Consider the following 14723-nt stretch of genomic DNA (forward strand, 5'->3'; position numbering starts at 1 on the left):
GATTTAATAATACGAGCAGTTCGATCCCCGTACCACCTACTCCACGTACGAGTTCCCCACCAACCTTACGGACTCCCGCACCGAACGACGTTCGGGGCACCGCAATGTCGCGGACGCCTCACCGTTTTCCCGCCGTTTCCGGCCGCCTGCCGCTCAGGACGCCCGCAAATCGAGACCTGCGCCACGTCCGATGTGATCTTCGACGGCCTGGAGAAAGCGCCCGACCTCGACGAAGAACTCGTCGGCCTCGAGATCGGTGAGGGTTCGCGACATTCCCGCCTCGATGGCGGCGCGGGTGCCCGAGTGACCGGCGAAGTAGTCGGCCCAATTCCCGAATTCCGGCGCCGCCCGCGCCATGAGCACCCAGGCGTTACGTGTTCGTGTCCTCCTGCTCCCCGCCGCAGGCCCCTCCGCGGCGGCCAGCACCGCGCCGGCGCCGCGTAACGCGGCCAGGTACGCGCTGTGAAATCGATCCGCCGGGCCGCCTGCCCCCACCGATTGGGCGAGGAGTGCGTCGGCGCGATCGAGCAGCACCGAACCGCGCCTCGTGGCCGGTTTGCGTACGTCACCCCGCCGGTGCAAGTTCCCAGAGGTCGGTCCCGTGACCGGGTTCGTCATCACTTCGAACACCTCCAAAACCCCGGTGCAACCACCCCGCCGGGCGTAGTCAGGCCATGAGTCCGGGGGCCGGCGATGCTCGCTTCCCTCGAGCATCGCCGGATCCCCGCCATCGAACATCTGTTCGACCTATTCAATATAGCTGGACCCACCGACACGTCGTCAAGAGAAAGGTGAGACCGGTCGAACCGAACGCTGACCAGACTCCGCGCGTGGTCGAACTCTCGGCCGCCCAGTTCCGCGACCGCCTGCACGAGGCGCTGTCGATCTACGTCGCCGCCATGGGCTATCCCCACGGCACCGAATACCACCGGGCGCCGATGTGGAACGAGCACCTCCAGCGGTCGGGGTGGCGCGGCGTCGGCGCACTCGTCCCGGCCGGTGACGGATCCACCGATGACGCGGCCGCCCGTCTCGTCGCCATCGCCTACGGCTACCGCGGGGCCCCCGAGCAGTGGTGGCACCAGCAGGTCCGTTCCGGTCTGCGCCACACCGGGTGGACTCGCGACCAGATCGACGTGATCCTCGGCAACTACTTCGAACTCACCGAACTCCACGTCCACCCGGACGCCCAGGGACACCGGCTCGGCGAGACCCTGCTCCTGCGCCTCCTCGAACGCAGACCCGAACGCGGAGTGCTGCTCTCCACCCCGGAAGTGGCGGACGAGGACAACCGCGCGTGGCGGCTGTACCGCCGCCTCGGCTTCCGGGATGTCCTGCGCCACTTCCGATTCGCCGGGGACAACCGGCCGTTCGCGGTGCTGGGACGGGGGCTTCCCCTGTGATCGACGCGGTGGTCGTCGGGTCGGGACACAACGCGCTGGTGTCGGCGTGCTACCTCGCGCGGTCCGGATGGTCGGTCGAGGTGATCGAACGCGACACCGTGCTCGGCGGCGCGGTGTCCACGGTGGAACGCTTCCCCGGATACAAGGTCGACCGTGGGTCGTCCGCGCACATCATGGTCCGGCACACGGGAATCGTCGAGGAACTCGACCTCGGCGCGCACGGCCTGCGGTACCTGGACTGCGATCCGTGGGCGTTCGCCCCCGCCCCCGCGGGGACCGACCGGCCCGGGATCGTGTTCCGCCGCAGCCTCGAGGGGACGTGCCGGTCCATCGAGGAGTCCTGCGGGGCCGCGGACGCCGACGCGTACCGCCGGTTCGTGGACGTGTGGGGTCCGCGCAGCGCCCGCGTCATGCGCGCGTTCTCGAACCCGCCGACCGCGCCCGCGCTGCTCTCGTCGTTCTGGGGGCTCGACACGGGTGGCGGCGGCAGCGACCTCTCCCGGCAGTTCCTCGGTTCCGGGGACGCACTGCTCGACGAGTATTTCGACGACGAACGGCTCAAGGCGGCACTCGCGTGGTTCGGCGCCCAGTCCGGTCCGCCGATGTCGGAGCCGGGGACGGCGCCGATGGTCGGGTTCGCGGCCCTGATGCACACCGTTCCGCCCGGCCGGGCCGTCGGCGGCAGCGGAGCCCTGACCGCGGCGCTCGCCTCTCGACTGCGGTCGGACGCCGGGACGGTCACGCTCGGCGAGTCGGTGGTCTCGCTGAGCCGCGACGGCGGCACCTGGACGACCCGGACGTCGTCGGGCCGCGAGATCCGCTCCCGCGCGGTGGTCGCGGGCTGCCACGTGCTGACCACCCTCGACCTGCTCGAACGCGGCGGGTACGACGCGCAGACGCTCGCCCGGTGGCGTCGCCGGATCCGCGTCGGCCCGGGGATCGGGATGGTGGTGCGGCTGGCGACCGACGCGCTCCCCGCCTATCCGAGTGCGCCCGACGTCACCGTCACCCACGGGCTCCAGCTGCTGGTCTCGGATCGCGCCCAGCTGCGTCTCGCGCACGGCGCGGCGCTCGCCGGGGAGCTCCCGCCGCGGCCCGCGGTGCTGGGGATGAGCTTCAGCGGCCTCGATCCCACCATCGCGCCCGAGGGCAGGCACCAGGTGACCCTGTGGTCGCAGTGGCAGCCGTACCGGCTGACCGGCGGCAGGCGGTGGACCGACCTCGCGGCGCCGGAGGCCGATCGGATCGTGGCGGAGATGGACGCGCTGGCACCCGGTTTCGGCGAGTCCGTCCTCGACCGGCACGTGCAGTCTCCGCAGGACCTCGAAGACGAGATGGGTTTGCTCGGCGGCAACGTCATGCACGTGGAGATGTCGCTGGACCAGATGATGATGTGGCGTCCCCTCCCCGAATTGTCGGGGCACCGGGTTCCCGGGGCCGACCGTCTGTACCTGACGGGGGCCTCGACCCATCCGGGTGGCGGGGTGTCGGGTGCGAGCGGCCGGAGCGCCGCACGGATCGCGCTCCGCGACGACCGAAAGGGTCTGGCCCGCGTGTGGCGCCGGCGATGACCTCCCGCGTTCCCGTCGTTCTCGCGGGGGCGGCGGTCGCGGCGCAGATCCTCTACCCGCTGGTGCACGGCGGGGTCCGCGACGTCGTCACCGTATTCGTGGTCGTCCTTCTCGCCGCCGCCTCGATCACCCATGCGGCCGTGACCCGGGGCGGACGCTGGGCGGTGGGACTGGTGGTCGTGACGGCCGGGCTGGGTCTGGTCTCCGAGGTCGCCGGGACGGCGACCGGCTTTCCCTACGGCTGCTACGACTACAGCGTCGACCGGCTCGGCCCCGCGTTCGCCGGGGTGCCCCTGGTGGTGCCGTTCGCCTGGACCGCCGGCTTCTACCCGGTGTGGTGTGTGGCGTCGGCACTCGCCCGCGGCCCGTACCGGCGGGCGGTCCGGGTCGCACTGACGACCGTCGGCGTCGTGGGCTGGGACCTGTATCTCGACCCGCAGATGGTCGCGGACGGCCAGTGGCGCTGGTGCGTCACCGACGCCGGCCTGCCCGGGGTCGAGCACATTCCGCTGACGAACTACGCGGGGTGGTTCGTCGTCGCGACGGTGATGGCGGTCGCGGTCGACCGGATCGACCGTCGCTTCGGCACGGGAACCCGGCACCGCGACGGCGTCCCGATCGGGTTGTTCCTGTGGACGTGGCTGGGTTCGGCGCTGGCCCACTCCGTCTTCCTGGACGCCCCCGAGTTGCGGTATTCGGCGGTCTACGGGTGGTGCGCGATGGGAATCCTGGGAGTTCCCCTGCTGGTCTCGCTGCTACGGCCGGGCGTCCGGCGCCCCGGGGCCCGCGACACGCACCCTCACGCCTGACACCGAACCGGTCCCCTGGCACGATACGACTGTGCAGCTGCCTTCGGTTCCGACCTCGACCCGCTCGCGGAGGGCCGCGTCCCTCGCCGTCCTCGGACTTCTCCTCGTACCGTTCCTTGCGGGATGCCTGCGGGTTCAGGTGTCGATGGGCGTGTCCGCCGACGACCGGGTCTCCGGCCAGATCGTGTCCGCCGCCGTGCCGGCGAACGATCAGGACAAGGGCCCCCAGCTCACTCCCCCCGGCTCGCTGTCGGACAAGGTGCGCATCCAGGAGTATAAGAAAGACGGCTATGTGGGCAGCCAGGCGTTCTTCAGCGACCTCACGTTCGGCGACGTGCAGCAGCTCGGCACCATGTCGGAGCAGGCCACGGGAAGTTTCCAGATCTCGCTCCAGCGGACCGGCGACCTCGTGACCCTCGACGGGAAGGCCGATCTCAGTTCGGTACCCGCGCAGGGCACCGACGTGCAGTTCACGATCGCGTTCCCGGCCCGCGTCGCCACCACCAACGGCACCCGCGAGGGCGATTCGATCGTGTCGTGGAAGTTGCCCGCCGGCGACACGTCGACGATCCGGGCCGAGGTGCGGTATTCGGATCCCAGCACCCGCAGTTTCGCCGGCTGGGCGGGCATCATGGCCGGTGTCACGCTGGGTGTCGCCGTCATCGTCGGTGCGCTGGCGTGGATGGCCCGCAACAAGGAACCGGTGCTCGGCAGCCGTCGCGGACGGGACCACTCGGAGGTGTGACCGCTGCGCCGATCGAGCGGGTGGTCCGGTTCGGCTCCCTGGTCTCGGTGCTCGGTCTCGCCGTCGCCGCCGCCAACCTGCGCTCCGCACCGCGCCTGCCTACTCCGGCCCACCGGGTCACCGAATCCGTCACGGTCTGCGTCCCGGCCCGGGACGAGCGCGACCGGTTGCCGGGCCTGATCCGCGACCTGCGGGAACAGCGCGGGGTCGACGATCTCCGGGTGTTCGTCTACGACGACGCCTCCACGGACGGGACGGCCGGGGCCGCCGAGGCGGCGGCAGGCGGCGACCCCCGATTCTCGGTGGTGCGGGGAACCGCGGAACCGCCGCCGGGGTGGGTGGGTAAACCCGCGGCCTGCCACCGGGTGAGCGAGCACGCCTTCGCACAGGGCCGGGCAGGCACCGGGATCCTCGTGTTCCTCGACGCCGACGTGCGGTTGCGCCCGGAGGCGCTGACCGCCGCCTGCGCCGCCCTGCGCGCGTCCGACGCGGCCCTGGTCTGCGCGTGGCCGTTCCAGCGGGCGGGGTCGGCAGCCGAGGCCCTGGTGCAGCCGCTGCTCGGCTGGTCGTGGGCGGCGACGCTGCCCGTCCGCGTGGCCAACCGGTCGCGCCGCCCGTCCACCGCCGTCGCCTGCGGGCAGTTCATGGTCTTCGACGCCACCGCGTACCGCGACGTCGGGGGTCACCGGGCCGTCGCGGGCAGCGTGACCGAGGATCTCGACATCGCACGCCTGCTTCGCCGGTGCGGGCGGGTGACCACGCTGGTCGTGGCCGGCCGGTCGGTGTCCTGCCGGATGTATGAGGACGCCGGAGCGCTGCGCCGCGGCTACGACCGCTGGCTGTGGACGGCCTTCGGCTCCCGCCTCGGTGCCGCGGCGGTCCTCGGTGTCGCGACCGTGGCGTACCTGGTGCCGCCGGTGGCGCTCGCGGCGGGACGGGGACGGGTCCGCCGGTGGGGCGCGGTGGGGTATCTCGCGGCCACAACGTCCCGGCTGTGTGCCCGGGCACTCGAACGCGGCGATCGCCTCACCGCCGCGGACGTGGCCGGCGCGCTCGCGCACCCGCTGTCCGTCGCCGCGGTGACAGCGCTGACCGTGTCGTCACACCACAGTCATCGGCGCGGGCGCACCCGGTGGAAGGGCCGGACGCTCAGCTGACCGGTGCCGGGGTGACCGGGGCCGGATCCGCCACACCCGAACCGACCTTGTCGCCGAGCCGGGCGAGCACCTCGCTGGTGGCGCGCGCGAAGTTGAGGGTGATGAAGTGCAGACCGGGCGCACCCTCCGCGATGAGGCGTTCACTCATCTCGGTGGCGAGGTCGATGCCGATCTCGCGCACGGCGGCGCGGTTCTCCTCGGGACCGTCGCCTGCGGCCGTGGCCAGCCGCTTCTCGAGGTGCGCCGGCAGACGCGACCCCGACAGTTCGAGCATGCGGCGGACCGACCCCAGCGACGTGATCGGCATGATCTCGGGGATGATCGGCTTCGCGCCCTGCTCGGCGTCGTAGGCCGTCACCCGGTCGCGCAGACGCAGGTAGTCGTCGACGTCGAAGAACATCTGGGTGATCGAGTACTCGGCGCCTGCCCGTAGCTTCGACACCAGGTACCGGGTGTCGTGCGCGAGATCGGGCGCGCGGTAGTGGCCTTCCGGGAACGACGCGACACCGACGTGGAAGTCGCCGAGGTCGCGGACGAGCCGAACCAGTTCCTCGGCGTACTCGACGCCCTGGGGGTGCTTCTCCCATTCGCCGAGCGGGTCACCGGGCGGGTCGCCGCGCAGGACCAGGATGTTGCTGATTCCGCGGTCGGCGTAGGCGCCGACCATCGACCGCAGTTCGTCGACGCTGTGGGACACGGCGGTGAGGTGCGCGACCGGCAGGAGCGTGGTCTCCTCGGCGAGCTGGCCGGTGACGCGGACCGTGCGGTCGCGCGTCGACCCGCCCGCACCGTAGGTCATGGAGACGAAGGCCGGGCCCATCCGCTCGAACTCACGGACGGCGCGCCACAGACGGGCCTCGGCGGCCTCGTCCCGCGGCGGCGAGAACTCGACGGAAAAGGGCACCCGACCGTCGCCGGACGACCGGATCCGGTCGACGATGGACGGGGTGCGGGTCACCCAGCCTTCGCTGGCCCGCCCCCTGACGGAATCGAATGTCACCCGTCCAGCATAGGTAGTGCCCGGCGCAATGCACCCACTGCGTCTCCGCAGGCACCCGGTATCCGGGCAACCGGCCTCCCGGACGAGCGCCCACTATGGTGGTGTCGACGCCTGCCGCCGGTCTCGGCGCACACGCGAAATTTCGATCCTGGAGGCAACACTGTCCGTTGGAACGCGCCCCTCCGCCCTCGCGGCCGAGGTCGAAAGTGCGCTGCGCGACTTCTTCACCAGCCGGCAGGACCTGGTCGGCGCCGTCGGCGGCGGCTACCGCGAGGCCGTGACGACGCTCGAGGACTTCGTCCTGCGCGGAGGCAAGCGGGTCCGTCCGGCCTTCGCGTGGACCGGCTGGCTGGGCGCGGGCGGCGACGCCCGGGGCCCCGAGGCCGCGCCCGTGCTCCGAGCCTGCTCCGCGCTGGAACTGGTGCAGGCCTGCGCCCTGGTCCACGACGACATCATCGACGCCTCCACGACGCGCCGCGGGTTCCCCACCGTCCACGTCGAGTTCGCGGAACAGCACCGCACCGGGCGGTGGAGCGGTGATTCCGCTCACTTCGGCGAGGGCGTCGCGATCCTTCTCGGCGACCTCGCGCTGGCCTGGGCCGACGACATGATCCGCGAATCGGGCATCACTCCGGACGCCTCCGCCCGCATCTCCCCCGTGTGGTCGGCGATGCGCACCGAGGTGCTCGGCGGGCAGTTCCTCGACATCAGCAACGAGGCCCGGGCGGACGAGTCGATCGACGCCGCCATGAAGGTCAACCGGTACAAGACCGCGGCATACACCATCGAGCGGCCGCTGCACCTCGGCGCGGCACTCGCAGGCGCCGACGACACCCTGGTCTCGGCGTACCGCCGATTCGGCACCGACATCGGTATCGCCTTCCAGCTCCGCGACGACCTGCTGGGCGTGTTCGGGGATCCGGCCGTCACGGGCAAGCCGTCGGGCGACGACCTGCGGGCGGGCAAGCGCACCGTTCTGTTCGCGATGTCGCTGCAGCGCGCCGATGCCGGCGACCCCGCCGCGGCCGTCCTGCTCCGCGAGGGCATCGGCACCGATCTGTCGGATTCGGACGTGGACACCCTCCGGAACACGATCACCTCGCTCGGCGCGGTCGCGGACGTGGAGAAGCAGATCGAGGATCTCGTCGCGAACGCGCTGTCCACACTGGAGACGAGCACCGCCACCACCGCGGCGAAGCAGCAACTCACCGAGATGGCCGTCGCCGCGACGCGCCGCGACTACTGAGGTCCGCGGTGGCTCGCGCGCTCCGGACGGTTCCCGGCCGCACCGATCACGTCGTGGTCGTCGGCGCGGGCCTCGCCGGTCTCTCCGCCGCCCTGCACCTCACCGGATCGGGCCGCCGCGTCACCGTCCTCGAACGGGAGTCGTCACCGGGCGGCCGGGTCGGCACCTACCGCGGTCCCGGCTACGACATCGACAACGGCGCGACCGTCCTCACGATGCCCGAACTGGTCGGCGAGGCGCTCGCCGCCGTCGGCGCGGATTTCACGTCGACCTGCCCGCCGCTGGTCCTCGAACGGCTGGCCCCGGCGTATCACGCGCGGTTCGCGGACGGTTCCTCGCTCGACGTCCACTCCGATCCCGACGCGATGGCCGCCGAGGTCGGCCGGGTGTGCGGGCCGGACGAGTCGGCCCGGTACCTGCGGCTGCGGCGCTGGCTCGGCAGGATCTTCGACGCCGAGTACCACCGCTTCATGGACGCGAACTTCGACTCGCCGCTGGATCTCGTCTCGTCCCGTGAGGCCGCGAAGGATCTGCTGAGGCTCACCGCGCTGGGCGGATTCGGCCGCCTCGGCGCCCGGGTCGACCGGACGATCACCGATCCGCGACTGCGCCGGATCTTCACGTTCCAGGCGCTGTACGCCGGCGTCGCCCCCGCCGACGCCCTCGCGGTGTACGGCGCGATCGCCCACATGGACACCTCGCTCGGCGTCTACTTCCCCCGGGGCGGGATGCGATCGATCGCGCTCGCCCTCGCCGACGCCCTCACCACCGCGGGTGGGGAGATCCGGTTCGGCACCGAGGTCGCGGCACTCGAGCGAACCGGTGATCGCGTCGGCGCCGTCGTCACGTCTGCGGGTGACCGCATCGACTGCGACGCGCTGGTGCTCACCCCCGACACGGCCGTCGTCGACGCGCTGCTGCGCCCGGTGACCCGCCGGACCCCCCGCCGGGTGCGGGTGTCGCCGTCCGCCGTGGTCCTGCACGGGACCGTCCCGACCGCGGTCGCATCGGGGTGGGCCGCCCAGCGGCACCACACCATCGACTTCGGTCACGCGTGGAAGCGGACGTTCGCGGAGATCACCGCACGCCGGGGACGCGGACGGCTGATGACCGACCCGTCGCTGCTGATCACCCGGCCCGCCGTGTCGGACCCGGGCCTCGCCGTGGACCGCGCGGGCACCGCCTCGGAACCGCTGTCGGTGCTGGCTCCCTGCCCCAACCTGCACAGCGCGCCGCTGGAGTGGTCCTCGCTGACCGGCCCGTACGTGACCGAACTGCTGCGCGAACTCGAGAAGCGCGGCTACAGCGGGATCGCGGAGCATTTCACCATCGACCACGTCGACACTCCGCTGACCTGGCTCGGGAAAGGCATGGCGGCGGGCAGTCCCTTCGCGGCAGCGCACGTGTTCCGGCAGACGGGACCGTTCCGGCGCCCCAACCTGGTCCGGGGCCTCGACAACGTCGTCCTCGCCGGTTCCGGAACCGTGCCCGGTGTCGGCGTTCCTACGGTCCTGCTGTCGGGGAAACTCTCGGCCGCACGCATCACCGGGCCGATACGAGCACGAAGTGCGGAATTGCACTCGAAAGCACGAAGTGCGGGAGGATAGGGCGAGGCGTGGCGAGAACTGGTGCCGGCAGCAATTAAACTGGTTCCTCGACCATGCGAAGCGCGCGACGACGAGCGCACCGACCGCAACCGAACTCACCTCGGGGGAGGAATCTGCACTCATGACGTCCTCTGCCCGGCAGGCGACCGTCGCCGCTGCGACGACCACGCCGCAGCGGTCGTGGCCCCAGGCCACGGCCGACTTCCTCCGCAGCCCGGAGGGGCACGCCGCGCTCCTCGGTTTCGTGGGCGCCGTGATGATCACGTTCGGCGGTTTCGGCGCGGGCAGCGTCCGCCGCGAGGACCCGCTGCTCGAGGCGATGCACCTGTCGTGGCTCCGGTTCGGTCACGGGCAGATCCTGTCGACCGTCATCGTCTGGGTGGGTGTCGTCGCGATGATCACGGCGTGGGTGCGGCTGGGCCGCGCCACGCTCGGCGGCGACGTCACGCTCCGGCAGTTGCGGATGGTCGTTCCGGTGTGGACGGCGCCGCTGCTGCTGGCCGTGCCGATGTTCAGCCGGGACGCGTACTCCTACCTGGCGCAGGGCGCGCTGCTGCGTGACGGGTTCGACCCCTACGCTGTCGGCCCGGTGGTCAACCCCGGGATTCTCCTCGACAACGTCAGCAACGTGTGGACCACCACCACCGCGCCGTACGGTCCGCTGTTCCTGCTGCTCAGTCAGGGCATCACGGCGATCACCGGCGACAACGTGATCGCCGGGACGATGCTGCTGCGCGTGACGATGCTGCCGGGGCTCGCGCTGATGGTCTGGGGCGTCCCGCACCTCGCGCGGCACCTCGGCGGTAACCCGGCCATCGCGCTGTGGCTCGCCGTGCTCAATCCGCTGGTCCTCGTCCACCTCATCGGCGGTGTCCACAACGAACTGCTGATGGTCGGCCTGATGATCGCCGGCATCGCGCTCGTCCTCGAACGTCGCCATCTGGCCGGCATCGCGCTCGTCGCGGTGGCGGTCGCGATCAAGGCGACCGCGGGCGCCGCGCTCCCGTTCATGGTGTGGATCTGGATGCTCCACGAGAAGGAGAGGGCCGAGGCGGAAGGGCGCACACCCTCATCGCCGCTCGCGTCGTTCGCGAAGACCGCAGGCGCGGGATTCGCCGTGTTCGTGGTCGTCTTCGCCGCCGCATCGGCCGTCGCCGGTGTCGGGCTCGGCTGGATGACGGCGCTGTCCGGTTCGAACAAGATCATCAACTGGTTGTCGCTGCCGACGATCCTCGCCCACTTCGTGACGGTCGGAACGTCGTGGTTCGCGGACCTGCGGCTGGGCGAGGTCCTGGCCGTCACCCGCCCGATCTGTGCGGTGGCCCTCGTCGCGATCGTGCTCGCCGCCTGGTGGCGGTACCGGAAGACCGAGCGGGATGCGATCCTCGGGATCCTCATCGTCCTGGTCGCGATCGTGATCCTGTCGCCCGCGGCGCTGCCGTGGTACTACTCGTGGCCGATCGCCATCGCGGCCGGCTTCGCGTTGTCGACGCGGACCCTGATGATCCTCGTCGGGTTGTCCACCTGGTTGATGCTGGTCTTCCAGCCGGACGGGTCGATCGGGCTCTACACGTTGGCGCACGTGATGCTCGCGACGTTCGCCGCGGTCGTGGCGGCGGTGTCGCTGCGCACGGTCGACCCGCTGCGGCTGCGCGCACCCCGGCCCGTTGGGGAAGAGCGCACCTCCGACCTCGCAGGTGCTGCGTCGTCGCACGGCCTCGAATGACCGGTCGATGACCGCGCTGTCCGAGAGTTACCGGTACTGCGGCGCGGTGACGGCAGAGCACGGACGCACGTACCACCTGGCCACCCGGTTGCTTCCTGAGCGCCGCCAGGCCGCCGTGCACGCCCTCTACGGGTTCGCCCGCACGGTCGACGACCTCGTGGACGTCGATCCCGGCCGGACCGCCGGGGAGTGCGCCGCCGAACTCGACCGGATCGACGCGGTGCTGCGGCGCGGCTTCGCGGACAAGCACGCCGTCGGTGACACCGCCTGCTCAGCGCAGATGCGGCGGGTCCTTCCCGCGTTCCTCGACACCGTGGCGGACTTCGCCATCCCCCACGACTACTTCTTCGCGTTCCTGAACTCGATGCGGATGGACGTTCCGGGCACTCCGGAGCACCGGGCCGACTACGGCAGTCTGACCGAGCTCCGCACGTACATGTACGGGTCGGCCGTCGTGATCGGATTGCAGATGCTGCCCGTCCTCGGCACCACCGGGCCCGGCGCCGAACCGCACGCCGCGGCCCTCGGGGAGGCGTTCCAGCTGACCAATTTCCTTCGCGACGTCGGCGAGGACCTGGATCGGGGCCGGGTCTATCTCCCGGCCGAGGAGCTGGCCGCGTTCGGGGTCGACACCGAACTTCTCGCGCACAGCCGACGCCGCGGCGCGACGGACCAACGCATCGTGCGGGCGCTCGCCCACCTGATCGCGGTCACCCGGTCGGTGTACCGGGACGCGGAACCGGGCATCGCGATGCTGGATCGACGCGTCCAACCCGGCATCCGGACGGCGTTCGTGCTGTACTCACGCATCCTCGACGAGATCGAACGTGGCGGGTACCGGGTTCTCGACCGGCGCGCCACCGTTCCGCGGAGGAACCGGTGGGCGACGGCGATTCCTCAGTTCGCCCGGCTCGCGGTGCCCGCCCGCGGCCGGATGTGGTGACCGGCGGTCAGAATCCCATGGCCTGGGCGCGGCGGATCACTTCGCGCGCGAGGTGACCGTGCAGGGCCTGGACGGGCGTGCCCGGCAGGCTGTCGTCCTCACGGAACAGCCACTGCAGGATTTCCTCGTCCTTGAATCCGCCGTCGTGCAGCACCGCGATGAGTCCGGGCAGCCATTTGACGGTCTCACCGGTCTCGTCGAAGAAGAGTTCGGGGACGCCGAGGACGCCGTCGCGGCGCACGGCGATCAACTGCTGATCCCGCAGAAGCTGCTGCACGCGGGTGACGGCCACACCGAGGTTCTTCGCGACGTCCACCAGCTGGAGGAGCGAGACGGAAGGGTCCAGGACATCGTCACAGTAAGGGATGGCACTCACTCCCCTAACGTTATCTGGTCGCGTCCGGCGTGGCGCTACCGGTCGGTGTCGCTGGCTACGATTGAGAGGCGCGTGGCCGGGCTGCGCGCACTGACGGGGGAACGGACACTGTGCACGATGGAGGTCAACGTTTGATCGGCGAGCTGCTCGACCGGCGCTATCGGGTGGATGCCACGATCGCGCGTGGCGGCATGTCCACCGTGTACAGGGGGCTCGACACGCGTCTCGACCGTCCGGTGGCCATCAAGGTGATGGATCCGCAGTTCGCGGCCGATCCGGCGTTCGTGACCCGATTCGAGTTCGAGGCCCGCTCGGTCGCGCGACTCAAGCACCCTTCCCTGGTCGCCGTGTACGACCAGGGACACGACCGCGATCACGCGTTCCTGGTGATGGAACTGGTCGACGGCGGAACACTGCGCGAACTCCTGCGGGAACGCGGGCCGATGCCGCCGCACGCGGTGGCCGCGGTCGTGGGGCCGGTTCTCGACGCGCTCGCCGTCGCCCACCGGGCGGGTCTCGTGCACCGCGACGTCAAACCGGAGAACATCCTGATCTCCGACGGCGGTGAGGTGAAGATCGCGGATTTCGGTCTGGTGCGGGCGGCCGCGGCGTCGAACACCACGTCGAACAGTGTGATTCTCGGCACGGCGGCGTATCTGTCGCCGGAGCAGGTGACGTCGGGGATCGCCGACACCCGCAGTGATGTCTACTCCACCGGTGTCCTGCTGTTCGAACTCCTCACCGGACGGACCCCGTTCACCGGGGACACGTCGTTGTCCGTGGCGTATCAGCGGATCAATCAGGACGTCCCGCGGCCGGGTTCGTACATCGCGGGTGTGCCGCCCGAGTTCGACGAACTCGTCGCGGAGGCCACGCACCGGGAGCCGTCGCACCGCTTCGCCGACGCCGCGCAGATGGGTTCGGCGTTGCGCGGCATCGCGGCGGCGCTCGACCTGCCCGCGTACCGGGTGCCCGCCCCGCGACGCTCGGCGCAGCACCTGAGCGCCGCGGCCGCCGCGAGCGCTCCTCCCCTGACCGCGCCGCCGGGCCCCGTCGCACCGCCGACGGTGCACCTTCCGCCCGCCGCGCCGCTGTCCCCACCCAGCCCGCTGCCTGCACAGCCCGGCCTGCAGCACACGAGGGTCGTCACCACCCAGACTCCGCGGCCACCGATGGACGAACCGCCGTTCGCGGTGGACGACGAAACCGACGACGGCTACCACTACCCGGACTTCGCCGCCGAACGGCAGCGGTCGCGCCGGACCACGATCGTGTGGCTGCTCGTGATCCTGATGCTCGCCCTGGCGGTGGGTTTCGGTGGCTGGTGGATGGGTTCGGGCCGGTTCACCGCGGTCCCGACCACCGACGGTCTGTCGCGGGGTGCGGCGGTGACGGCGATCGAAGCGGCCGGTCTGTCGACGGAGATCCGCGGGCAGTATTCGGACACGGCGGCGCTCGACACGGTGCTGGGCACCGATCCGACGGGTGGTTCGCGAATCTCCCGGGACGGCACGGTGGCCCTGCTCGTGTCCCTGGGCAGGCCGACCGTCCCGCCGCTGCCGGCGGGCGGCGAACGCGCGGGGATCGAGCAGGAACTGCGGAACCGCACGTTCACCCCGGTGGACGGCGGTCAGGCGTTCAGCGCGAAGGTCCCGATCGGCGCGGTGGCCGCGCTCGACCCGGCGCCGGGCACGGAACTCGCGACCGGTTCCACGGTCAAACTGATCGTCAGCAAAGGTGCGCCGCCGGTGGATGTTCCCGACGTGAAGGGCATGTCGGAGGCCGAGGCACGCGCGTCGCTCGAGGCGGTCGGCATCGTCGTGCAGGACACCACGACCGACTTCGACCGGAACGTCGCCGCCGGGGACGCGATCGCCACCAGCCCGAAGGCGGGCACCACTGTCAATGCGGGCACCAGCGTGACGTTGAGTGTGTCGAATGCGGTGCGGTTGCCGTCCATGCTGGGGCGGACCGTCGGATCCGCACGCGACGAGCTGAGCCGTCTCGGACTCGACGTGAAGGTGCGTCAGGTGACCGACACCGACAGGTCACTGGTCATCGGCCAGAACCCGGGCAGCGGCGATCTGGTGAAACCCGGGAGCACGGTCACCCTGGTCTCACTGCCCTGACCCCGCGGGAG

Annotated in this window: 13 protein-coding genes; 10 read left to right on the plus strand and 3 right to left on the minus strand. The window is 71.1% G+C overall.

Annotation, left to right across the window (positions count from 1 at the left end; all coding sequences use genetic code 11):
* Positions 1 to 153: 153 nt before the first annotated feature.
* Positions 154 to 534 (minus strand): SAV_6107 family HEPN domain-containing protein, encoded by a 381-nt coding sequence (locus tag P3H15_RS13995; protein ID WP_276137779.1) that lies wholly within the window; start codon positions 532 to 534, stop codon positions 154 to 156.
* A 257-nt stretch (positions 535 to 791) separates the two neighbouring features.
* Here P3H15_RS13995 and P3H15_RS14000 point away from each other — a divergent pair, with 257 nt between their 5' ends.
* From P3H15_RS14000 to P3H15_RS14020, 5 genes are read left to right on the plus strand one after another with little or no spacing between them, the layout of a single operon-like run.
* Positions 792 to 1403 (plus strand): GNAT family N-acetyltransferase, encoded by a 612-nt coding sequence (locus P3H15_RS14000; protein WP_072945379.1) that lies wholly within the window; start codon positions 792 to 794, stop codon positions 1401 to 1403.
* Entirely contained in the window at positions 1400 to 2974 is a 1575-nt protein-coding gene (locus tag P3H15_RS14005; RefSeq protein ID WP_276137780.1) for an NAD(P)/FAD-dependent oxidoreductase, read from the plus strand. Before P3H15_RS14000 ends, P3H15_RS14005 begins: the two co-directional genes overlap by 4 nt.
* Positions 2971 to 3783 (plus strand): carotenoid biosynthesis protein, encoded by an 813-nt coding sequence (locus P3H15_RS14010; RefSeq protein ID WP_276137781.1) that lies wholly within the window; start codon positions 2971 to 2973, stop codon positions 3781 to 3783. Before P3H15_RS14005 ends, P3H15_RS14010 begins: the two co-directional genes overlap by 4 nt.
* A 31-nt stretch (positions 3784 to 3814) precedes the next feature.
* On the plus strand, positions 3815 to 4528 hold the full coding sequence (locus tag P3H15_RS14015; RefSeq protein ID WP_276137782.1) for a DUF3153 domain-containing protein: 714 nt from the start codon (positions 3815 to 3817) through the stop codon (positions 4526 to 4528).
* Positions 4525 to 5685 (plus strand): glycosyltransferase family 2 protein, encoded by a 1161-nt coding sequence (locus P3H15_RS14020; protein ID WP_276137783.1) that lies wholly within the window; start codon positions 4525 to 4527, stop codon positions 5683 to 5685. Before P3H15_RS14015 ends, P3H15_RS14020 begins: the two co-directional genes overlap by 4 nt.
* Here P3H15_RS14020 and metF read toward each other — a convergent pair.
* A complete protein-coding gene (gene metF, locus P3H15_RS14025) occupies positions 5678 to 6643 on the minus strand; it encodes a methylenetetrahydrofolate reductase [NAD(P)H] (protein ID WP_276137826.1) in 966 nt (321 codons plus the stop codon). The two genes, P3H15_RS14020 and metF, sit on opposite strands and share 8 nt — an antisense overlap.
* 70 nt (positions 6644 to 6713) lie before the next feature.
* Between metF and P3H15_RS14030 the strand changes: the two genes are divergently transcribed.
* The 4 genes from P3H15_RS14030 (at position 6714) to P3H15_RS14045 (ending at position 12207) form a co-directional block, all read left to right on the plus strand.
* Positions 6714 to 7931, plus strand: a complete 1218-nt coding sequence (locus P3H15_RS14030; RefSeq protein WP_276137784.1) for a polyprenyl synthetase family protein — start codon at positions 6714 to 6716, stop codon at positions 7929 to 7931.
* Between the two features lie 8 nt (positions 7932 to 7939).
* A complete protein-coding gene (gene crtI, locus P3H15_RS14035) occupies positions 7940 to 9538 on the plus strand; it encodes a phytoene desaturase family protein (protein ID WP_276137785.1) in 1599 nt (532 codons plus the stop codon).
* 121 nt (positions 9539 to 9659) lie between these two features.
* Positions 9660 to 11264, plus strand: coding sequence for an alpha-(1->6)-mannopyranosyltransferase A (locus P3H15_RS14040; protein ID WP_276137786.1), 1605 nt, complete (start codon positions 9660 to 9662; stop codon positions 11262 to 11264).
* Positions 11265 to 11271: 7 nt separating this feature from the next.
* A complete protein-coding gene (locus P3H15_RS14045; RefSeq protein WP_276137787.1) occupies positions 11272 to 12207 on the plus strand; it encodes a phytoene/squalene synthase family protein in 936 nt (311 codons plus the stop codon).
* 7 nt (positions 12208 to 12214) lie between these two features.
* On the opposite strand, the gene P3H15_RS14050 is transcribed toward P3H15_RS14045, so the two are convergent.
* The gene (locus P3H15_RS14050; RefSeq protein ID WP_276137788.1) at positions 12215 to 12583 is read right to left on the minus strand and encodes an Rv2175c family DNA-binding protein; all 369 of its coding nucleotides are present in this window, start codon (positions 12581 to 12583) and stop codon (positions 12215 to 12217) included.
* 110 nt (positions 12584 to 12693) lie between these two features.
* Between P3H15_RS14050 and pknB the strand changes: the two genes are divergently transcribed.
* On the plus strand, positions 12694 to 14712 hold the full coding sequence (gene pknB / locus P3H15_RS14055) for a Stk1 family PASTA domain-containing Ser/Thr kinase (RefSeq protein WP_276137789.1): 2019 nt from the start codon (positions 12694 to 12696) through the stop codon (positions 14710 to 14712).
* The last annotated feature ends 11 nt before the right edge of the window (positions 14713 to 14723 follow it).

The sequence above is a fragment of the Rhodococcus sp. T2V genome, assembly GCF_029269925.1.
Taxonomy (GTDB): Bacteria; Actinomycetota; Actinomycetes; order Mycobacteriales; family Mycobacteriaceae; genus Rhodococcus_F; species Rhodococcus_F koreensis.

Bases quoted from the DNA above. Each gene is read 5' to 3' on its own strand.
- P3H15_RS14010 (WP_276137781.1), top strand. From the start codon at position 2,971: ATGACCTCCCGCGTTCCCGTCGTTCTCGCGGGGGCGGCGGTCGCGGCG.
- P3H15_RS14030 (WP_276137784.1), top strand. From the start codon at position 6,714: ATGCACCCACTGCGTCTCCGCAGGCACCCGGTATCCGGGCAACCGGCC.
- P3H15_RS14040 (WP_276137786.1), top strand. From the start codon at position 9,660: ATGACGTCCTCTGCCCGGCAGGCGACCGTCGCCGCTGCGACGACCACG.
- P3H15_RS14045 (WP_276137787.1), top strand. From the start codon at position 11,272: ATGACCGCGCTGTCCGAGAGTTACCGGTACTGCGGCGCGGTGACGGCA.